This is a genomic window from Ensifer sp. EB106-03-01-XG145 (genome assembly GCF_058792075.1).
Map to the genome: position 1 here is coordinate 257,151 of NZ_JBYTEC010000001.1, position 20,016 is coordinate 277,166.

Sequence of the window (20,016 nt, forward strand, 5' to 3'; positions counted from 1 at the left end):
GTTTTTGTGCGTGAACCGTGCAAGGCTCCGTCTTGCAACCCAAGGCGGTTGCGGCGCCCGTAATGGCGGGCAGCCCGGGCGAGGGAGCAACCATGGTCGCGCGCGTCAGCACGGTCGCATTTCAGGGTATCGAGGGACTGCCGGTTGATGTGCAGGTGATGGTCGCGCCGGGCAAGGTCGGCATGCAGATCGTCGGCCTGCCGGACAAGGCCGTCGCCGAAAGCCGCGAGCGGGTGCAGGCGGCGCTTCATGCTTCCGGCCTGGCGCTGCCGGCCAAGCGCGTCACTGTCAATCTCGCCCCCGCCGACCTTCCCAAGGAAGGCAGCCATTTCGATCTCGCGATCGCGCTCGGCCTGATGGCGGCGCTCGGCGCCATTCCCGGCGATGCGCTCTCACCCTATGTCGTGATCGGCGAGCTCAATCTCGACGGCACCATTGCCGCCGTTGCCGGCGCCCTTCCCGCCGCGATCGGCGCCAATGCGCTCGGCAAGGGGCTGATCTGCCCGGCCGAAAGCGGGGCGGAGGCGGCCTGGGCAGGTGCGGAGATCGACATTCTCGCGCCGCGCAGCCTGATCGCGATCGCCAATCATTTCCGCGGCACGCAGGTGCTGTCGCGGCCCCAGGCCGCGATCCGCTCGGGCGCTGCCAACCTTCCCGATCTCGCCGACATCAAGGGACAGGAAAGCGCCAAGCGGGCGCTGGAGGTGGCTGCTGCTGGCAACCACAATCTGCTGATGGTGGGACCGCCGGGGTCGGGGAAATCGATGCTCGCCGCGCGGCTGCCGTCGATCCTGCCGCCGCTCAATCCGGCCGAGCTGCTCGAAGTGTCGATGATCCACTCGATCGCCGGGCAGTTGCCGGGCGGCAAACTCTCGGACCGGCGGCCGTTCCGCACGCCGCATCACTCCGCAACCATGGCCGCCATGGTCGGTGGCGGCTTGCGCGCCAAGCCCGGCGAGGCCTCGCTCGCCCATCATGGCGTCTTGTTCCTGGACGAGTTTCCGGAATTCGCGCCGCAGGTGCTCGACGCACTGCGCCAGCCGCTCGAAACCGCAGAATGCATTATCGCCCGCGCCAATCACCGGGTGAGCTATCCCGCCGCCATCCAGCTCGTCGCCGCCATGAACCCCTGCCGCTGCGGCATGGCGGGTGAGCCCGGACGTACCTGCGCCCGCGGCCCGCGCTGCATGACCGATTACCAGGCGCGCATCTCCGGTCCGCTGATGGACCGCATCGATATCCGCATCGACGTTCCGGCCGTCAGCGCCGCCGATCTGTTGAAGCCGGCCGCAGCCGAACGCAGCGAGGTCGTCGCCCGTCGGGTTGCCCGCGCCCGCGCCTTGCAGGTCGACCGCTTCGCCGCCCTCGGCCATCCGGAACTGACCAGCAACGCCCGCTGCTCGACCTCGATGATCGAGAAGATCGCCGAGCCGGATCCATCGGGCCTGCAGCTCCTCCGGGACGCCGCCGAAAAGATGAAATTCTCCGCCCGCGGTTACCACCGCGTGCTGAAGGTCGCGCGCACACTTGCGGACCTCGACGGCGCGCCGACCGTCGGGCGTATCCATCTGGCCGAAGCGATCTCCTACCGCATTGCCGGCGAGAGACTGCAGGCGGCGGCATAGCGGCGCTTGCCGGTCGGTTCGTCCGCGCTAATGTTGTTCTGGAAGCCAGCATCGGGTTGTGACATCCCGCGTCTCGTTCCGCATGCGTCAGTATTGGGAGCAATTTCCTGGTAGCGGCAGGCGGATCTGACGCGGCCGGTATCAGCTTTACAGCGGAAGAGAGGGGTAATGCGGCCCTTTCTTCCGTTGCGATTTCCCTTCGACAACCGGAGCGAGGTGAACAGCCGATGACGGATGCATCAAGGGACCGAAGAACCGATCGCGCCGATCGTCTGATAAAGGCATCTCCACGGACGATCTACGCCGCGCTCGTCGATGCCGCTGCAGTGGCTGTCTGGTTGCCGCCCGATGGCATGAAGGGGCAGGTGCTCGCTTTCGAGCCACATGCCGGTGGCGCCTTCCGCATGGCGCTGATCTATGAGGCGCCGGATGACACGACGCAGGGCAAGACCTCGGATCAGACCGATGTCGTTTCAGGCCACTTCGTCGCGCTCGAACCGGATCGGCGCGTGGTGCAGGAGACCGCGTTCCAATCGGACGATCCGGCCTTTGCCGGGGTAATGCGGATAACCTGGGCGCTGGAGCCGGTGCCCGACGGTACGCGCGTCAGCGTCACCTGCGAAAACGTCCCTGAGGGGATTTCCAAGGAGGATCACGACGCCGGCCTGCGCTCGACGCTCGCCAATCTTGCAAGCTTCACGGAGCAGGCTGCTTGAGCGGAGCCGCTGATCAATTGGCAGAACAAAAAGGGCGCCTGCAGGCGCCCTTTCCGATCGCGGGAGAAGCTGTGGCTTAACCGCCGAGGCCTTCGAACAGCGCGGTCGACAGATAGCGTTCGGCAAACGACGGGATGATGACGACGATGGTCTTGCCGGCGTTTTCTTCGCGCTGGCCAATCTCGATCGCTGCGGTGAGCGCCGCGCCGGCGGAAATGCCGACCGGCACGCCTTCGAGCCTGGCGACAAGGCGGGCAGCCTCGATCGCTTCGGCGCTGTTGACCGTAACGATCTCGTCATAGATCGAGGTGTCGAGGATCGCCGGCGCAAAGCCCGCGCCGATGCCCTGGATCTTGTGCGGGCCGGGCGCGCCGCCGGACAGCACGGGGGATTCTTCCGGCTCGACCGCGATCACCTTGATCGAGGGTTTGCGCGCCTTCAGCACCTGGCCGGCACCGGTAATCGTGCCGCCGGTGCCGATGCCGGACACGAAGATGTCGACAGCACCTTCGGTGTCGTTCCAGATTTCCTCGGCCGTCGTCTTGCGGTGGATTTCCGGGTTGGCGGGGTTCTCGAACTGCTGCGGAATGATGGCGTCGGGCAGTGTCTCGACCAGTTCCTGCGCCTTGGCGATCGCGCCCTTCATGCCCTTGGCACCTTCGGTCAGCACCAGCTCGGCGCCAAAGAGGGCCAGCATCTTGCGGCGCTCGACCGACATGGTTTCCGGCATGGTGAGGATCAGCTTGTAGCCCTTGGCGGCGGCGACGAAGGCGAGCGCGATGCCGGTGTTGCCCGAGGTTGGCTCGATCAGGGTCGTGCGGCCGGGAGTAATCTTGCCCTGCGCTTCCAGGCTCTCGATCATCGCCACGCCGATGCGGTCCTTGACCGAGGCGATCGGGTTGAAGAATTCGAGCTTGGCGAGCAGGTTCGCCTTGACGCCCTTCTCCTTGGCAAGCTTGTCCAGCCGCACAATGGGCGTATCGCCGATCGTCTCCGTGATCGAGGAATAGACGCGGCCGCGGCCTGGCTTGCGTGTGTCGGACATGGGTTTCTCCCTTGGGCGTGAACTGTCAGCTATGAGAATAGGAACAATGACTGCTCAATTCCAGAACGACAACCACGCAGCGACGATCCGCCGGAGGAAAAAGCACCGGCGAAGTTGTTGTTCGGGAAAAGTTTTTTCAGCTCGCGCGAACGGCGATATAGGCGGCCGTTCCCGCCAGCACGCTGGCTGCGACCCGGTTCAGTGCTCGCAGCGCCTTCGGCTGCTTGAGCAGTAGGCGCGCGCGTGCCGCAAGCAGCATATAGGGAACCAGCACCGCCAACAGCACCAGGAAGGTTGCCGCCAGCAAAAGGCCGTAGTCGCGCGGGCCGATGTCAGCGATGTCGATCAGCGTCGGCACCAGCGCCACATAGAACAGCATCGTCTTCGGGTTGCCAAGGGTGACGAGCAGGCCGGACAGGAAGGACATGGCGGCACTCGTCGACGGCTTCGCCTTGATGTCGTCGGGCAGCAGCCCCGCGGTCCAGAGCTTCCAGGCGATGTAGCCGAGATAGAGGACGCCTGCGAATTTCACCACCAGGAAGACCGTGGTGAAGGTCTGGGCGATCAACGCCAGCCCGAGCACGACAGCCGTCAGGTAGATCATGTCGCCGAGCACGATGCCAAGACCCATGAAGAAGGTTTCGCGGAAACCGGAGCCCAGCGCGCGGGCGACGAGCGCCGTCACGCCGGGACCCGGTATGGCCGCAGCGATGAAGAGTGCGCCGCTATAGGCGATGAGAGCCGCGAGCGTCATGGGCATTCCTTCCGGTGGCGATGCCGATTTCTAGCGCAGACGGACAAAAAAGGGAAATCAAGGAACGACGACCGATGGGCGCCTGACGACAAAATTGATCGGGTGACAAGTCTGGCGTTGTCCGCCGACGCGGGATCGGTAGAGCTTGCAGAAAACGAGCGAAAGGCGCCTCTCAATGCCCGAGTTGAAAGATATCATCGGCTTTGCCCTCCTTGCACTCGGCATGGTGCTGACGCCGGGGCCGAACATGATCTACCTGATCTCGCGTTCGATCAGCCAGGGGCCGGGCGCCGGATTGATCTCGCTCGGCGGCGTGGCGCTCGGTTTCGTCGTCTACATGATTTCGGCCGCACTCGGCATCACCGCGCTGCTTCTCGCCGTTCCCTTTGCCTATGATGCGCTCAGAATTGCCGGCGCCGGCTACCTTCTTTATCTCGCCTGGCAGGCTGTGCGGCCGGGTGGCCGCTCGCCGTTTCAGGTCCGCCATCTGCCGAAGGACGGGCCGAAGAAGCTGTTCGTCATGGGGTTTCTGACGAGCCTGCTCAATCCCAAGGTGGCGGTGCTCTATCTCTCGTTGCTGCCGCAGTTCATCCGGCCGGAACTCGGCAATGTGCTCGGCCAGTCGCTGGTCTTCGGGTCGATTCAGATCATGACCAGCGTTACCGTCAATGCGATGATCGCGCTTGCCGCCAGCGGCATCGCGGCCTTCCTCGCCGGGCGACCGCTGTTCATGGTGGTGCAGCGCTGGGCCATGGGCACCGCGCTTTTCGGCTTTGCGCTGAGCATGGCATCGGAGGCGCGGCGTTAATCCGCGCTTTATCGACCAGGGACTATTCGAAGACCGGCCGCATGAAGCTGCGCTCATAGCTGACGATGCAGCGCGTCTTCTCGGCATAGGCGAAGGCTTCCTGGCATTCCGGATCCGCGGCCATTTCCTGGCGGTAGCTTTCATAGGCCGCAAGGCTCGGAAAGCTGAAGAGCGCGAGCGCGATGTTGTTTGCCCCTTCATGCGGCATGAAATAGCCGTGATGCGTGCCGCCGAGACGGTTGACGAGCGGAATCCAGAGCTTGGCATAGTGCTCGAACTCGGCGGCCTTGTAAGGGTCGATGACGTATTTCAGGTAGCAGGTGATCATGCGGTTCTCCCTTCGCACTCCCGCTTGATAGAAGAGGGCAGGCGAAGTTTCCAGCCGAGATTCATGCCGGCGGCGGCAATGAGGATGGCGATCGAGCCGAGGATCTGGATCGGTTGCAACTGATGGCCGAAGGCGATGCGATCGACGACGATGGCGGCGATCGGGTAGACGAAGGAGAGCGCGCCGGTCATATGCGTCGGCAGTCGCTGGATCGCGCCATAGAGCAGCACATACATCAGCCCTGTGTGGACGATGCCGACCGTGACCAGGATCGACCATTGCGCGGCACCAGACGGGGCGGGCGCCGCGAGCGCCATCGGCGCCAGCATCAAGGTGCCTGTGATCACCTGGATCAGCGCGATCAGATGCGGCGGCGTACCCTTGAGCAGCTTCGTCGCGATCGCTGCGATCGCGTAGAAGAAGGCCGCGCCGATCGCCAGCGCAACACCCGTCAGATAGCTTTCCGGCGCGAAGCCGTGGCCGGGTTTGGCCGAAATGATCGCCAGCATGCCGGCAAACGAGACCGACAGCCAGAAGATCTTGGTGGCCGTGATCTTCTCGCCGAGGAAGAGCGCACCGAGCCCCAAGAGCATGAAGGGCTGGGTGTTGTAGACCATCGTCGCGATCGAGATCGAGGCGTGGGAATAGGCGGCGAAGAGCAGCAGCCAGTTGACGACGATCGCGACGCCGCCGACGATCGAAAGCAGCAGCATCCGTCGGCTGAAGTGGCGGCGATCGAACAGACCGAGAAACCAGGCAATGCCGACGAGTGTCACGGCGCCGAAGACACAGCGCCAGAAGACGACGCTCGTCACCGGCTGCCCCGACTTCAGCACGAACCAGCCGATGGTTCCGGAAATCAGCATCGCGGCTGTCATCTCGATGCTGCCGCGTTTGAGTTCGGTATTCATGTTCGCCGCTCCATGTTGGTGATCGGAGAATAGCCGGTGCTTGCAGCCTTTCCCATGGATGAACGAAGGCAATTGTGTTATATTGCCTAATTATCGAAGTTCTGTTCGTTACTATGACTTATGGTGCCGTGATGCTGGACGAGATTGACCGACGGATCCTAGACATTCTGGCAGCCAATGCCCGGGTATCGCTGAAGGAGCTGGCGCAGGAGGCAGGCCTTTCCTCGCCGAGTGCTGCGGATCGTCTGCGCAAGCTGGAAGAGCGCGGCGTTCTCGATGGCTTCACCATCGCTCTCAATCCCCAGAAAGTCGGCTATCCCCTGCAGGCGGTCATCCGCGTGCGGCCGATGCCGGGCATGCTGCACATCGTCGAGCGGCTAATCCAGGACACGCCCGAAATCGTTGAATGCGACAAGGTCACCGGCGACGATTGCTTCATCGCCAAGCTCTTCGTGCGCGACATGGCGCAGTTGGACACGATCCTCGACCGGATCGCCGAGAAGGCGCAAACCAACACCTCGATCGTCAAGTCTTCGCCGGTCAAGCGCCGCTTGCCGCCGTTAATTTAAGAGAGCAATTCCAGGAAAAGTGTGAAGCGGTTTTCCGTTGCGTAGATTAAACCCCGGTCGAGCCGAAGCCGCCGGCGCCGCGCGTCGTCTCGCTGGCATTGTCGCTCTCGCGAACGGTGACCTGCGTGACCGGCGCGATCACCATCTGGGCAATGCGCATGCCGCGCTCGATGAGGAAGTCTTCGTCACCGAGATTGATGAGCAGCACCTTCACCTCGCCGCGATAGTCGCTGTCGATGGTGCCGGGGGTGTTGAGGCAGGTGATGCCGTGCTTGAAGGCAAGGCCCGAGCGCGGGCGGATCTGCGCTTCATAGCCCACGGGGACCTCGAAGATGAAGCCGGTCGGAACGAGGGCGCGTTTGCCCGGGGTGAGCATGAGCGGCCGATCGCCGGGAACGGCTGCGCGCAAATCCATGCCGGCGGCGCCTGCCGTCTCATAGGCGGGCAGCTCGAGGCCTTCGCCATGCGGCAGGCGAACGAGGTTGAGGGTCGGGCGGGAAACGGAGGGGTGCGTGCTCATGACCGCATAAGCCGGGCGGCGGGCGCCTCGGTCAATTGCATAATCGGGGCCGAGCCTGTAAAGGACGCGGCAACTCACAGGATTCTACGACATGGCTGAAACTCTCGCCGAGGCGGTCTCCCGCCGCCGCACATTTGCGATTATCGCCCACCCGGACGCCGGTAAGACCACTCTCACCGAAAAGCTGCTGCTGTTCGGCGGCGCCATCCAGCTCGCCGGCGAGGTCAAGGCCAAGAAGGATCGCATCCAGACCCGTTCGGACTGGATGAAGATCGAGCGCGAGCGCGGCATCTCGGTCGTCACCTCGGTGATGACCTTCGAATATGGCGGCAACGTCTTCAACATTCTCGACACACCCGGTCACGAAGACTTCGCTGACGACACCTACCGCACGCTGACGGCGGTCGATGCCGCTGTCATGGTCATCGACGCCGCCAAGGGTATCGAGCCGCGCACGCTGAAGCTCTTCGAAGTCTGCCGCATGCGCGACATCCCGATCATCACCTTCGTCAACAAGATGGACCGCGAAAGCCGCGATCCCTTCGAGATCCTGGACGAGGTCGAGGAAAAGCTGGCGCTCGACTGCGCGCCGGTGACCTGGCCGATCGGCCGCTCGAAGACCTTCTGCGGCTCCTACAATCTCGCCCACGACACCGTGCGCGGCTCCGACACGCAGGAAATCCCGACCAAGGTCAACGGTCCGGAAATGGCTTCCCACCGGCTGCCTGAGAACGAGCGCGACGCCTTCACCGACGAGCTGACGCTGGCGATCGAGGCCTGCAAGCCCTTCGACAAGAAGGCTTTCCTCGAAGGCCACCTGACGCCGGTCTTCTTCGGTTCGGCGCTGCGCAACTTCGGTGTGCGCGATCTCATCAACGCGCTCGGCGACATCGCGCCGCCGCCGCGTGACCAGGTGGCGGATATCCGCACGGTGCACGCCACCGACGACAAGATGACGGCCTTCGTCTTCAAGATCCAGGCCAACATGGACCCGAACCATCGCGACCGCATCGCCTTTGCCCGCGTCTGCTCCGGCAAGCTGGAGCGCGGCATGAAGGCGCGGCTGTCGCGCACCGGCAAGCAGCTGGGCCTCAGTGCCCCGCAGTTCTTCTTCGCGTCGCAGCGCCAGCTCGCCGACACCGCCTATGCCGGCGACGTCGTCGGTATCCCCAACCACGGCACGCTCCGGATCGGCGACACGCTGACCGAGGGCGAGTCGCTGGTGTTCCAGGGCGTGCCGAATTTTTCGCCGGAAATCCTGCGCCGCGTGCGTCTGGAAGATGCAATGAAGGCCAAGAAGCTGAAGGAAGCGCTGCAGCAGATGGCGGAAGAGGGCGTCGTGCAGCTCTTCTCGCCCGAAGATGGCTCGCCGGCAATCGTCGGCGTCGTCGGCGCGCTGCAGCTCGACGTGTTGAAGGAGCGCCTCAGCGCCGAATACGGCCTGCCGGTTTCCTTCGAAATGTCGCGCTTCTCGGTCTGCCGCTGGATCTCGGCTGATCAGCCTGCCGAACTCGACAAGTTCGTCACGGCACGCCGCGGCGACATCGCCCGCGACCTCGATGGCGACCCGGTGTTCCTGGCGCAGGACAGCTTCTCGCTGCGCTACGAGGCGGAGCGCTATCCGGCGATCAAGATGGTTGCGATCAAGGAATATCACGTCGCCAAGGCGGCCTGATTGCTTCAGTCCGGCCGGCGCCTGAGGCGTCGGCCGGCATCCGGCATCTGTGGTGTCGGAACGACTTCCCTAAATCGAAAAATCGAAACGCGGTGACGAGCAATCCAGCATGGCCATGCTCGGGCGAGTGCTCCAAGCTGCAGAGATCGCTTCCGAAAGCGCAGTCATCAAACGCGCGACGTCCTCTCGCGCCGTTTCGTGCATGGCTTCGGCAACGATCAGCGCATGCGCCGTCTGCGGCCGGATCGCCGAATGGCCGCTCTGCCGGTTGGTCCAGCGCCGGGCATGGGCCCGTCCTTCGGCATCCGCGAAGATCACTTCGCCGGGTTCCGGGTTTTCCGTTTCGTCTGCGAAGGTCAGATAGGTCTCGTTGCCGACCGCGCGGCGGACGTGCAGAAAATCGCTGACGTTCGAAAGGTCGAAGACCGCGATGGGAATCGCGGAGGCGAGCGAGGCGGCGTTGCACAGATCGATCAGCGGATGGATCGCCGGCAGGCTGCCTTCTTTCCGGAAGCGCCGGAGCAGCGCCTCGGAGGCGGAGCGATACTGTGTCGGCTTCAGCCCCATCCTGGCAAAGGTTCGGCGCCATGCCTGGATTTCCGGCAGATCGCTTTCCGATCCGGCGCCGAGGCGGTCCTCTGCGATCGCCTGGAAGCGGCGAACATGGTCCTCGACCGAAACTTCGCTGCGTACGTTGTCGATGAAGAGTGCGCCGACGTTGAGCTCCGGGAAGTCGCGCCAGATATCGTCTGCGTGTTGGAAGTGCATGGAGGCCCTCGGATTAGATGCGTTCATTCTGGCTCAAGCCTTCCCTGCCTGAAAGGCGCGCGCTGTCCTTCGGCTGGCGCGGATCTGGGGCACGGTCAGGCCAAGTACGGCGGCGAGCACGCAGCCGATCCCAAGCAACTGGTGAGTGCCGACCGGCTCGCCGAGCAGAAGAAAGGCAAAGAGCACGGCGGAGACGGGCGCCAGCGCTGTGAAGACGGAAGCCTCGGTGCCGCTCACCCGTGCGGAGCCGGCATACCAGAGCACGAAGCCCGCCACCGTCGGAATGAGCGCATAGTAGAGAACCGCAACGATCGCGCCCTTGTCGATCCGTGCGGCCGAAGGTGCCTCGAAGAGGGCGGGGACGAGAGCGACGGCGAGGCCGAGACCTGCCATCAGCGTCGAAAGAGCGAGCGGGGAGATCTCGGCCCCGACGCGCTTGTTGATGAGGATGAACAGGCCCTCGCAGATGACGGCGCCGAAGATGAGGGCGGTGCCGAGCGGCGAGTGCGCGTCGCCTTCGCCGGGCTTGAAGACGATGGTCAGCACGCCGGCAGCGGCGAGCGCGATCGCCGCAAGCATCCGGCGGTCGGGGCGCTCGCCGAGAAGCAGGATGGCGATTGCGGCGGAAACGATCGGCAGAGTCCCGATCACCACGCCTGCGTCGGTTGCGGACGTCAGGCTGAGACCGGCAATCAGCAGAGTGGTGTAGCCGACGCTGCCGGCACCCGCCTGGGCGATGAGGATCAGCCAGTCGCGCCGCCCGAGTTTCGGCCACGGCGTCTCGGTGATCCACTTCAGCAGCAGGAACAGCGGGAAGGCGATGGCGAAGCGCATGGCCGTCGCGGTGAAGGGCGCAAGCCCGGCGGCGATGATCTTGCTGGCGATCACCGTGCTGCCGACGAGGATCATCGCCAGCGACAGATAGAGATAGCCCTGAAATTTTTCCGACATGTCCGTTCTCCGTTGCAGTGCCGCGCTTGTCGATGCGCAGGTCGAGCAATGCGCCGGAGGTGGAGGCGGGTCTTGAACGGAATTGCGGGTGCTACCGCCTGGCCTCGGCATAGATGCCGGGCGAAAGGCCGTATTTACTGACGAAGACGCGCGTCATGTGGCTCTGGTCGGCAAAGCCGGCCGCGAATGCGGCCTCTGCCAGCGGTGTGCCTGCGCCGATCAGTCGGCGGGCGAGATCGATGCGGCGCTGGACGATATAGGCATGCGGCGTCAGGCCGACCGCTCTCGCGAAGTTGCGCACGAGCTGGAAGCGGCTGAGCTTTGCTTCGACGGCGAGGTCGGTAAGCGTGATCGTCGCCGTCGGATCGTCGTCGATCATCGTTTTTGCAGCGGTGACGGTTGCCGGTCTTTCGTGGTGCTGGGGTCTGCCGGTGGCAAGAACGCTCGCAAGCAGCAGCAGAAGCCGCTCCTCGCGCCGGATCGTCTCATCCTGTGCTTTGGGACCGGTGATCGCCGTGAACAGTGCCCGGAATTGGTTTGCCGCTTCGGCGTCCTTAAAAGCCGGTAAGGCAAATTCTCCAGCGTCCGAGCGGCCCTGGCTGATATCCTCGGCGGCGGTGGCAATGACGGAAGGATCGAAATAGAGCATGCGCCAGGAACGGCCGGCGTCACCGATCGGTGCGCCGTCGTGCACCTCGCCGGGGTTGACGGTGATCAGGTCGCCGGCGCCGGCCTCGACCATGCCGCGGCCGCTGAGCGATTTCTGGGCGCCCTGGTAGATGAGGCCGATGCCGAATTGCTCGTGGGTATGGCGGGCGAAGGAATGGCGCGTTTCCGCCTCCACCGCGTCAATGCCCGCGGTAGCGCTGCGCAGCATCCTGAACTGACCCTTTGCCATCCGCGCGCCGATCCTTTTGCTCCCACGTCTTTTACATCGTCCGACCGCATCCCGCTATCGTCCTCAACCTCGCCCAATCGATTGGCGATTCGCCTAAATTTTATGCATATAATACAAATGTCAAAACAATAGGCAAATCCTGTTGCGAAAAATGCTGCGCTGCATCATGATCGAGCGATGACACACCGGGACCTCACCATTCTCGTGATTGACGAGAACGCCATCCGCGCCTCGATCATCGAGGAAGGCTTGCATGAGGCCGGCCATCGCAAGGTCACGGTCATTCACGAGGTCCAGGGCGTCGCGCGCACCATCGACACGCTCAGGCCCGATGTCATCGTCATCGATATCGAAAACCCCAACCGCGACATGATGGAGCATCTGTTCCAGCTCACCCGCACCGTCGGGCGGCCGATCGCCATGTTTGTCGACCGCTCCGATACGGCGTCGATAGAGGCGGCGGTGGAGGCGGGCGTCTCCGCCTATGTGGTCGACGGGCTGAAGAAGGAACGCGTCAAACCGATCCTCGACATGGCCGTCAGCCGCTTCAATGCCTTCAGCCGGCTGCAGCGCGAGCTCGCCGATGCGAAATCGGCGCTGGAAGAGCGAAAGGTGATCGAGCGCGCCAAGGGCATCCTGATGAAGATGCGCGGGCTTTCAGAGGACGAGGCCTTCGCACTGCTGCGCCAGACGGCGATGAACGAAAAGAAGAAGATGTCGGAGATCGCGCAGAGCGTGGTAACGGCCGCGGGCCTGCTGATGTGAGAGCGCGGTTTCCGATGCTGTCGAAGGAGACGCCGGAGTGAACATCATGACGACCATCGACAATTCGCGACCCGGCGCGGCGGTGGGCGACGGGCTGCCCGCGCCGGTGAGACTGGGCGGCGAGGGGGCACGGACGATCCGCGCCGGTTTCATTCCGCTGGTCGATGCCGCCGTGCTGATCGTGGCGGCGGAACTCGGCTTCGCGCGCAAGGAGGGGCTGACGCTTGATCTCGTCAAGGATGTCTCCTGGGCCAATGTACGCGACCGCCTCGCCTTTCGTCAGTTCGATATCGCCCATATGCTCTCGCCGATGCCGGTCGCCGCCATGCTCGGCCTCGGCTCCAATCCCTCGCCGACGATCGCCCCTTTCTCGCTCGGGCGCGGCGGCAATGCGATCACGCTTTCCAACCGGCTCTTCGCCCGCATGCAGGAGGAAGGCGCCCTTGGCGAAGTAGAGGATGCGCTCGCCCATGCGCGTGCGCTCGCCGCGGTGCTTGCCCGCATGCGCCAAAGCGGCGAGGCGGCGCCAAGGCTCGGCGTCACCTATCCCTTCTCCTCGCACAATTACGAGGTCCGCTACTGGCTTGCCGCAGGCGGCATCGATCCGGACCGCGACGTCAAGCTTGTGGTGGTACCGCCGCCGCTGACCTCGGATGCCCTTGCCGCCGGCGCCATCGACGGTTTCTGCGTCGGCGCGCCCTGGAACATGGTGGCCTCCGAGCGTGGGCTCGGGCGCATCGTCGCCGCCAAGCAGGACATTTGGCCATTGGCGCCGGAAAAGGTGATCGGCATGCGGCCGGAGTGGGCGGAGAGCAACGCCGAGACCGTATCGCGCCTGCTCATGGCGCTCGACCAGGCGGCGCGCTGGTGTGATGAGCCGGACAATCGCGGCACGCTTGCCGAACTGCTTGCCGCCCCCCGCTACATCGGTGCCCCGGTCGAAATCATCCGCCGGGTTCTCGCCGGAGAGTTCGCCATCGACTCGGCCGGCAACAGGCGTGTGATCGACGACTACTTCGTTTTCCATCGCGACCACGCCAACTACCCCCGTCGCGTCCAGGCACTGTGGATCTACAGCCAGATGGCGCGCTGGGGACAGGTGCGGCTATCGCCCGAGATGCAGGCGCTGGCTGCCGCCGCCTATCGCCCCGACCTCTATCGCCAGGCGCTTGGCGGGGCCGCCGCTCCCGCCGATACCGCTATTCGTGTCGAGGGCGACAGGCCGGGCGAGCGCTTCATGGATGGGCACGTTTTCGATCCCGCAGATATCGAGGTCTATGTTCGCACATTCCCTGTCCGCGCTTTGGCGGAGAGCGTTTCGGTCGAGCAGGAGGGTTGAGGATGGCGCACCATGTTTGTGCAGAGTCCCGATGCGGAATGTGTGCGCCGCACAATAATTCAGCAGAGTCTACAATAGGTGCATTTATGGGCATCGCATCCACATTCGGAAATTACGGTTTGAATTCAAACCACTAAGGGCCGCGCCGGCGAACTGGCACGGCCCTTGCTTTTCTAGAAATGCTTCGGTCAACGGCGATCGAAGCGAACTCAAACGCCAGATCGCGTTTGCCGAAGACACCGACGTCGCAAGGTTTTGTTCCCGAGGATTCCTCCCGATCCCGGACGCAATCACCGAGCGGCGTTTTTTTTTGTCCGTTATCCGGCCAGCAGAGGAACCTGCGCATGACCAAGTTTTCGACCGGCGGTCTGACCCGCCGAAGCCTGCTGAAGACCACCGCGACCGCTGCCCTCTTCGGCGCGGTCAAGTCGGCCTTCCCATCCGGTGCCTTTGCGCAAGGCTCCGGGCCGGAAACCACCAAGGCTGTGCTCGGCTTCATTGCGCTCACCGACTCGGCACCGCTGATCATCGCCAAGGAGAAGGGGCTCTTCGACAAATACGGCATGACCGAAGTCGACGTCGTCAAGCAGGCCTCCTGGGGCACGACGCGTGACAATCTGGTGCTCGGCTCCTCCGGCGCCGGCATCGACGGCGCCCATATCCTGACGCCGATGCCCTATCTGATCTCGACCGGCAAGGTCACTCAGAACAACCAGCCGCTGCCGATGGCGATCCTTGCGCGCCTCAACCTCGATGCCCAGGCAATCTCGGTCGGCCAGGCCTATGCCGACCTCAAGGTCGGCCTCGATGCATCCGCGCTCAAGGAAGCTTTCGCCAAAAAGAAGGCCGAAGGTGCCGCCGCCAAGGTGGCTATGACCTTCCCCGGCGGCACCCACGATCTCTGGATCCGCTACTGGCTCGCCGCCAGTGGCATTGATCCCGATAGCGATGTCGAAACCATCGTCGTGCCGCCGCCGCAGATGGTCGCCAACATGAAGGTCGGCACCATGGACTGTTTCTGCGTCGGCGAGCCCTGGAACGAGCAGCTCGTCAACCAGAAGATCGGCTACACCGCCGTCAACACCGCCGAAATCTGGAACGAGCATCCGGAAAAGTCCTTCGCCATGCGCGCCGACTGGGTGGAGAAGAATCCGCGTGCTGCCAGGGCGCTTACCATGGCGATCCAGGAGGCGGCGCAGTGGTGCGACGACATGGCGAACAAGGACGAACTGGCGAAGATCGTCGGCAAGCGTAGCTGGTTCAACGTGCCGCCGAAGGACATCGTTGATCGCCTCAAGGGCGAGTACGACTACGGCAATGGCAAGGTCGTCGAACAGAGCCCGCACTTCATGAAGTTCTGGCGCGATCACGCCTCCTATCCCTTCCAGAGCCACGATACCTGGTTCCTCACCGAGAATATCCGCTGGGGCAAGTTTGCGCCCGATACCGACGTCAAGGCGCTCGTCGCCAAGGTCAACCGCGAGGACATCTGGCGTGAGGCCGCCAAGGATCTGGGCGTCACCGACGTGCCGGCTTCCACCTCGCGTGGCGTCGAAAAATTCTTTGACGGCAAGATCTTCGATCCCGCGGATCCGCAAGCCTACCTCAAGAGCCTTTCGATCTCGCGCGTCGCCTGAGCCATCGCCGATGCTGGCCGGCATGGCCCGCCAGCATCCGCTTTCGAATACCAAGGAGAACGGCATGACCGTCACCAACCTCAAACTCAAGGGCCAGTCGGCGCCGCGACCTGCCGCGCGCGTGATCGCCTTTACCCGCTCGGCGAAACCCGGAAGCAGCCGTCCGCTGCTCGAAAGGCTCGCCGCCGGTGCCGCGAACATCGCGCCGCTCATCGTCACGCTGTCGCTGATCCTCATCACCTGGCAGGTTGTCTGTTCGGCGCCCGATTCCAGCCTGCCGTCGCCGACGCGGGTGCTGGAGGAAAGCTGGGAGCTCATCGCCCATCCCTTCTATATCGGCCAGGGCGTCGACCAGGGGCTCTTCTGGCACATCGCGGCGAGCCTTCAGCGCGTCGCGGTCGGCTATGCGCTCGCGGCCGTCGTCGGCATCGCGCTCGGCGCACTGGTTGGCCAGAGCCAGCTTGCCATGCGCGGGCTCGATCCGATCTTCCAGGTGTTGCGCACTGTGCCGCCGCTTGCGTGGCTGCCTTTGTCGCTGGCTGCTTTCCAAGACGGCAACCCCTCGGCGATCTTCGTGATCTTCATCACCGCCATCTGGCCGATCATCATCAATACCGCTGTCGGCATCCGCAACATCCCGCAGGATTATCAGAACGTCGCCAGGGTGCTGCGCCTCAACGCCTTTGAATATTTTGCCAAGATCATGTTGCCGGCCGCCGCCCCCTACATCTTCACGGGGCTGCGCATCGGCATCGGTCTCTCCTGGCTGGCGATCGTTGCTGCTGAAATGCTGATCGGCGGCGTCGGCATCGGCTTCTTCATCTGGGACGCTTGGAACTCCTCGCTGATCAGCGACATCATCGTCGCGCTGATCTATGTCGGCATCGTCGGTTTCCTGCTCGATCGCCTCATCGCCCTCGTCGGCCGCGTTGTCACCCGCGGCACCGCAACCGCTTGAGAGAGGGGAAAGCCATGACCAAGAGCTATCTTTCGCTGGAACTGATCGACAAGAGTTTTGAACGCGGCGGCGTGCGAACCGAAGTGCTGAAACAGGTGTCGCTCTCTGTGGACAGGGGCGAGTTCATCTCGATCATCGGCCATTCCGGTTGCGGCAAGTCGACCTTGCTCAACATCGTTGCCGGCCTGACGCTGGCGACGACCGGCGTCGTGCTGCTCGACGGCCGGGTCGCTGACGAGCCGGGGCCGGACCGCGCCGTCGTCTTCCAGAACCATTCGCTGCTACCCTGGCTGACGGTCTACGAGAACGTCCGCCTCGGCGTCGACAAGGTCTTCTCGCGCACCAAGAGCAAGGCCGAGCGCCACGACTGGACGATGCGCAATCTTGAACTCGTGCAGATGGCGCATGCGACAGACAAGCGTCCGTCCGAAATCTCCGGCGGCATGAAGCAGCGCGTCGGCATTGCCCGCGCGCTCGCCATGGAGCCGAAGGTGCTGCTGCTCGACGAGCCCTTCGGCGCGCTCGACGCGCTGACCCGCGCGCATCTGCAGGATCAGGTGATGCAGATCCACGCCGAGCTCGGCAACACGGTGCTGATGATCACCCATGACGTCGATGAGGCGGTGCTGCTCTCTGATCGCATCGTCATGATGACCAACGGCCCATCGGCCCGCATCGGCGAGATCCTCGACGTGCCGCTCGCCCGCCCGCGCCGCCGCATCGAGCTTGCCGGTGACCGAACCTACCTCAAATGCCGCGAAGCCGTGCTCAAGTTCCTCTACGAGCGCCACCGCTTCGTCGAAGCTGCGGAGTGATCCCATGGCCGAACACACCACTGAAAAGCTCGTGATCATCGGCAACGGCATGGCGCCGGGCCGCATGCTGGAAGAACTCTTCGAGAAAGCCTCCGGCCGATACGCGGTAACGATCTTCAACGCCGAGCCGCGCGTCAACTACGACCGCATCATGCTGTCACCGGTGCTTTCGGGCGAGAAGGATTACGAGCAGATCATCATCCACGGCGACGGATGGTACATCAAGCACGAGATCACGCTCTACAAGGGCCACAAGATCATCGCCATCGACCGTGACGCCAAGACCGTCACCTCCGACCATGGCGTCACCGAGAGTTACGACAAGCTGGTGATCGCGACCGGTTCGGTGCCCTTCATCATTCCGGTACCGGGCAAGGACCTGCGCGGTGTCATCACCTATCGCGATCTCGACGATGTGCAGGCGATGCTGCTTGCGGCCCAGTCGCGCGAAAAGGCTGTCGTCATCGGTGGCGGTCTTCTCGGCCTCGAAGCGGCAGCCGGTCTCAATGCACGCGGCATGGACGTCACCGTCCTGCACGTCATGCCGACGCTGATGGAGCGGCAGCTCGACCCGTCCGCCGGCTACCTGCTGCAGAGGGCGGTCGAAGAGCGTGGCATCAAGGTCATCACCAAGGCGAATACCAAGCGGATCATCGGCGAGGAGAAGGTCGAGGGCATTGAACTCGACGACGGCCGGATCATCCCGGCGACACTGGTCGTGATGGCGGTCGGCATCCGACCGAATGTCGGCCTTGCCAAGGAGGCGGGGCTTGCCACCAACCGCGGCATCGTCGTCGACGCCGGTATGCAGACGTCCGACGGGCACATCATGGCACTCGGCGAATGCGCCGAGGTCGGCGGCATGGTCTATGGCCTGGTGGCGCCGCTGTATGAGATGGCGCGGGTTGCCGCGCGTCACCTGGCCGGCGATCGCAGCGCCGCCTTTGTCCATTCCGATACGCCGACAAAACTGAAGGTGACCGGCATCAACCTCTATTCGGTCGGCGATTTCGCCGACGGCGACGGACGCGAGGAGATCGTCCTTCGCGATGCTACCGCCGGCATCTACAAGCGGCTGGTGCTCAAGGAGAACCGCATCATCGGCACGGTGCTCTACGGCGAGACCGGCGACGGCGCGTGGTTCAACGACCTGATGAAGCGTGGCACCGACATTACCGAAATGCGCGACACGCTGATCTTTGGTCAGGCCTATCAGGGAGGGTCGCCGCTGGACCCTATGGCGGCCGTTGCAGCCTTGCCGGATGATGCGGAAATCTGCGGCTGCAACGGCGTCTGCAAGGGCAAGATTGTCAAGACGATTGGGGCGAAGGGCCTGACCTCGCTCGATGACGTGCGTGCTCATACCAAGGCGTCCGCCTCCTGCGGCTCCTGCACCGGCCTTGTCGAGCAACTGATGACGCTGACGCTCGGCGACAGCTACAATCCGGCCGCCGTCCAGCCGATGTGCACTTGCACCGAGCTCGGCCATGATGACGTCCGCCGGCTGATCAAGGCAAAAGGTCTGAAGACCATTCCTGCGGTCATGCAGGAGCTGGAGTGGAAGACCTCCTGCGGCTGCGCCAAGTGCCGCCCGGCGCTCAACTACTACCTCGTCTGCGACTGGCCGGACGAATATGCCGACGACTACCAGTCACGGTTCATCAACGAGCGCGTCCACGCCAATATCCAGAAGGACGGCACCTATTCGGTGGTGCCGCGCATGTGGGGCGGCGTCACCAATTCCGGGGAATTGCGGGCGATCGCCGACGTGGTCGACAAGTTCGATATCCCCCTGGTCAAGGTGACGGGAGGCCAGCGCATCGACCTGCTCGGCATCGAGAAGGAAGACCTGCCGGCGGTCTGGGCGGATCTCGGCAAGGCCGGCTTCGTCTCCGGCCAGGCCTATGCCAAGGGGCTGCGCACGGTGAAGACCTGCGTCGGCTCCGACTGGTGCCGCTTCGGTACCCAGGATTCGACGGGGCTCGGCATCCGCATCGAAAAGTTCATGTGGGGCTCGTGGACGCCGGCCAAGCTGAAGATGGCGGTCTCCGGCTGTCCGCGAAATTGTGCCGAAGCCACCTGCAAGGATATCGGCGTCGTCTGCGTCGACAGCGGCTTCGAGATCCATTTTGCCGGTGCCGCCGGGCTCGACATCAAGGGCACGGAAGTGCTCGGTCTGGTGAAGACCGAGGACGAGGCGCTGGAGCATATCGTGGCGCTGACGCAGATGTATCGCGAACAGGCCCGTTACCTCGAGCGCATCTACAAATGGGCGAAACGCATCGGCCTCGACGAAATCCGTCGCCAGATCATGGGTGATGCCGACAAGCGCAAGGCCTATTTCGACCGCTTCGTCTTCAGCCAGAAATTCGCCCAGGTCGATCCCTGGTCGGAGCGCGTCTCCGGCAAGGACAAGCACGAGTTCCGGCCGATGGCGACGGTCGGTTTTTCAGAAGCCGCGGAGTGAGGGCATGGATATGAACTGGATCTCAATCGGCGACATCTCCGACATTCCGCTGAGGGGCGCGCGCTGCGTGAAGACGCCCCAGGGCAAGATCGCCGTGTTCCGCACGGCCGAAAACGAGGTGTTCGCCATCGAGGATCATTGCCCGCACAAGGGCGGACCGCTGTCGCAAGGCATCGTGCACGGCACGGCCGTTACCTGCCCCTTGCACAATTGGGTAATCTCGCTCGAAACGGGCAAGGCGCTCGGCGCCGACGATGGCGCGGTGCGCACGATTGCCGTGCGCAATGACGGCGGCGCGCTGTTTATCGCCCTCGAAAGCCTGCTGATCGCGGCGGAGTAATCGCATGGATGATTGCTGCCCCCGTCTTGTTCTCTTGCGCGCTACCTCACGCTCTTCCTCATCCCTGTGCATGTCACAGGGATCCAGCAGCGCCGCGTCTACGGCGCGAAGGGGACCCATCACGCGA

Annotated in this window: 20 protein-coding genes; 12 read left to right on the forward strand and 8 right to left on the reverse strand. The window is 63.8% G+C overall.

Translation table 11 applies throughout. The annotated features are described in order from the left end of the window. Nucleotides 1-92: 92 nt before the first annotated feature. Entirely contained in the window at nt 93-1,625 is a 1,533-nt protein-coding gene (locus AC3WWH_RS01340; protein WP_058324603.1) for a YifB family Mg chelatase-like AAA ATPase, read from the forward strand. A 227-nt stretch (nt 1,626-1,852) separates the two neighbouring features. Continuing rightward, nucleotides 1,853-2,341, forward strand: a complete 489-nt coding sequence (locus AC3WWH_RS01345) for an SRPBCC domain-containing protein (protein ID WP_058324604.1) — start codon at nt 1,853-1,855, stop codon at nt 2,339-2,341. Nucleotides 2,342-2,417: 76 nt separating this feature from the next. Here AC3WWH_RS01345 and cysK read toward each other — a convergent pair whose 3' ends face one another. Both cysK and AC3WWH_RS01355 read right to left on the reverse strand, forming a co-directional pair. Then, nucleotides 2,418-3,386 (reverse strand): cysteine synthase A, encoded by a 969-nt coding sequence (gene cysK, locus AC3WWH_RS01350; RefSeq protein WP_058324605.1) that lies wholly within the window; start codon nt 3,384-3,386, stop codon nt 2,418-2,420. Nucleotides 3,387-3,522: 136 nt separating this feature from the next. Then, nucleotides 3,523-4,140: a LysE family translocator gene (locus AC3WWH_RS01355; RefSeq protein WP_058324606.1), complete on the reverse strand. Its 618-nt coding sequence runs from the start codon at nt 4,138-4,140 to the stop codon at nt 3,523-3,525. 175 nt (nt 4,141-4,315) lie between these two features. On the opposite strand from AC3WWH_RS01355, the gene AC3WWH_RS01360 reads away from it, so the two are divergent. Then, nucleotides 4,316-4,948 carry a LysE family translocator gene (locus tag AC3WWH_RS01360; protein ID WP_058324607.1) on the forward strand — a complete coding sequence of 211 codons (633 nt, stop codon included), beginning with the start codon at nt 4,316-4,318 and terminating at the stop codon, nt 4,946-4,948. Nucleotides 4,949-4,970: 22 nt separating this feature from the next. Here the strand turns inward: AC3WWH_RS01360 and AC3WWH_RS01365 are convergent, their stop codons facing one another. Beyond that, nucleotides 4,971-5,276 (reverse strand): NIPSNAP family protein, encoded by a 306-nt coding sequence (locus tag AC3WWH_RS01365; RefSeq protein ID WP_057247940.1) that lies wholly within the window; start codon nt 5,274-5,276, stop codon nt 4,971-4,973. Further along, nucleotides 5,273-6,187 carry a DMT family transporter gene (locus AC3WWH_RS01370; protein WP_113399009.1) on the reverse strand — a complete coding sequence of 305 codons (915 nt, stop codon included), beginning with the start codon at nt 6,185-6,187 and terminating at the stop codon, nt 5,273-5,275. The genes AC3WWH_RS01365 and AC3WWH_RS01370 overlap by 4 nt, the downstream gene beginning before the upstream one ends. Before the next feature lie 131 nt (nt 6,188-6,318). Here AC3WWH_RS01370 and AC3WWH_RS01375 point away from each other — a divergent pair, with 131 nt between their 5' ends. After that, entirely contained in the window at nt 6,319-6,756 is a 438-nt protein-coding gene (locus tag AC3WWH_RS01375) for an Lrp/AsnC family transcriptional regulator (RefSeq protein ID WP_057248242.1), read from the forward strand. Nucleotides 6,757-6,802: 46 nt separating this feature from the next. On the opposite strand, the gene dut is transcribed toward AC3WWH_RS01375, so the two are convergent. Beyond that, nucleotides 6,803-7,276, reverse strand: coding sequence for a dUTP diphosphatase (dut, locus tag AC3WWH_RS01380; RefSeq protein ID WP_058324609.1), 474 nt, complete (start codon nt 7,274-7,276; stop codon nt 6,803-6,805). Nucleotides 7,277-7,367: 91 nt separating this feature from the next. Here dut and AC3WWH_RS01385 point away from each other — a divergent pair, with 91 nt between their 5' ends. Continuing rightward, nucleotides 7,368-8,951, forward strand: coding sequence for a peptide chain release factor 3 (locus AC3WWH_RS01385; protein WP_058324610.1), 1,584 nt, complete (start codon nt 7,368-7,370; stop codon nt 8,949-8,951). 69 nt (nt 8,952-9,020) lie between these two features. Here AC3WWH_RS01385 and AC3WWH_RS01390 read toward each other — a convergent pair whose 3' ends face one another. The 3 genes from AC3WWH_RS01390 to AC3WWH_RS01400 all read right to left on the reverse strand — a co-directional run bounded on the left by AC3WWH_RS01390 (nt 9,021) and on the right by AC3WWH_RS01400 (nt 11,568). Beyond that, on the reverse strand, nt 9,021-9,719 hold the full coding sequence (locus AC3WWH_RS01390) for a B3/B4 domain-containing protein (protein WP_058324611.1): 699 nt from the start codon (nt 9,717-9,719) through the stop codon (nt 9,021-9,023). A gap of 33 nt (nt 9,720-9,752) precedes the next feature. Next, the gene (locus AC3WWH_RS01395; protein WP_058324612.1) at nt 9,753-10,670 is read right to left on the reverse strand and encodes a DMT family transporter; all 918 of its coding nucleotides are present in this window, start codon (nt 10,668-10,670) and stop codon (nt 9,753-9,755) included. Between the two features lie 91 nt (nt 10,671-10,761). Then, nucleotides 10,762-11,568 (reverse strand): AraC family transcriptional regulator, encoded by an 807-nt coding sequence (locus tag AC3WWH_RS01400; RefSeq protein ID WP_058324613.1) that lies wholly within the window; start codon nt 11,566-11,568, stop codon nt 10,762-10,764. Nucleotides 11,569-11,745: 177 nt separating this feature from the next. On the opposite strand from AC3WWH_RS01400, the gene AC3WWH_RS01405 reads away from it, so the two are divergent. The 7 genes from AC3WWH_RS01405 to nirD all read left to right on the forward strand — a co-directional run bounded on the left by AC3WWH_RS01405 (nt 11,746) and on the right by nirD (nt 19,889). Continuing rightward, nucleotides 11,746-12,333, forward strand: a complete 588-nt coding sequence (locus AC3WWH_RS01405) for an ANTAR domain-containing response regulator (protein WP_058324614.1) — start codon at nt 11,746-11,748, stop codon at nt 12,331-12,333. 37 nt (nt 12,334-12,370) lie between these two features. After that, nucleotides 12,371-13,672, forward strand: coding sequence for a CmpA/NrtA family ABC transporter substrate-binding protein (locus tag AC3WWH_RS01410; RefSeq protein ID WP_373419934.1), 1,302 nt, complete (start codon nt 12,371-12,373; stop codon nt 13,670-13,672). Between the two features lie 344 nt (nt 13,673-14,016). Next, nucleotides 14,017-15,309, forward strand: coding sequence for a CmpA/NrtA family ABC transporter substrate-binding protein (locus AC3WWH_RS01415; protein WP_058324615.1), 1,293 nt, complete (start codon nt 14,017-14,019; stop codon nt 15,307-15,309). Between the two features lie 64 nt (nt 15,310-15,373). Continuing rightward, nucleotides 15,374-16,267 (forward strand): nitrate ABC transporter permease, encoded by an 894-nt coding sequence (ntrB, locus tag AC3WWH_RS01420; RefSeq protein ID WP_082641185.1) that lies wholly within the window; start codon nt 15,374-15,376, stop codon nt 16,265-16,267. A gap of 14 nt (nt 16,268-16,281) precedes the next feature. Next, on the forward strand, nt 16,282-17,082 hold the full coding sequence (locus tag AC3WWH_RS01425; RefSeq protein ID WP_057247949.1) for an ABC transporter ATP-binding protein: 801 nt from the start codon (nt 16,282-16,284) through the stop codon (nt 17,080-17,082). Nucleotides 17,083-17,086: 4 nt separating this feature from the next. Continuing rightward, nucleotides 17,087-19,549 carry a nitrite reductase large subunit NirB gene (nirB, locus tag AC3WWH_RS01430; protein WP_113132009.1) on the forward strand — a complete coding sequence of 821 codons (2,463 nt, stop codon included), beginning with the start codon at nt 17,087-17,089 and terminating at the stop codon, nt 19,547-19,549. A gap of 4 nt (nt 19,550-19,553) precedes the next feature. Continuing rightward, the gene (gene nirD / locus AC3WWH_RS01435) at nt 19,554-19,889 is read left to right on the forward strand and encodes a nitrite reductase small subunit NirD (protein WP_110877868.1); all 336 of its coding nucleotides are present in this window, start codon (nt 19,554-19,556) and stop codon (nt 19,887-19,889) included. Nucleotides 19,890-20,016 lie beyond the last annotated feature (127 nt).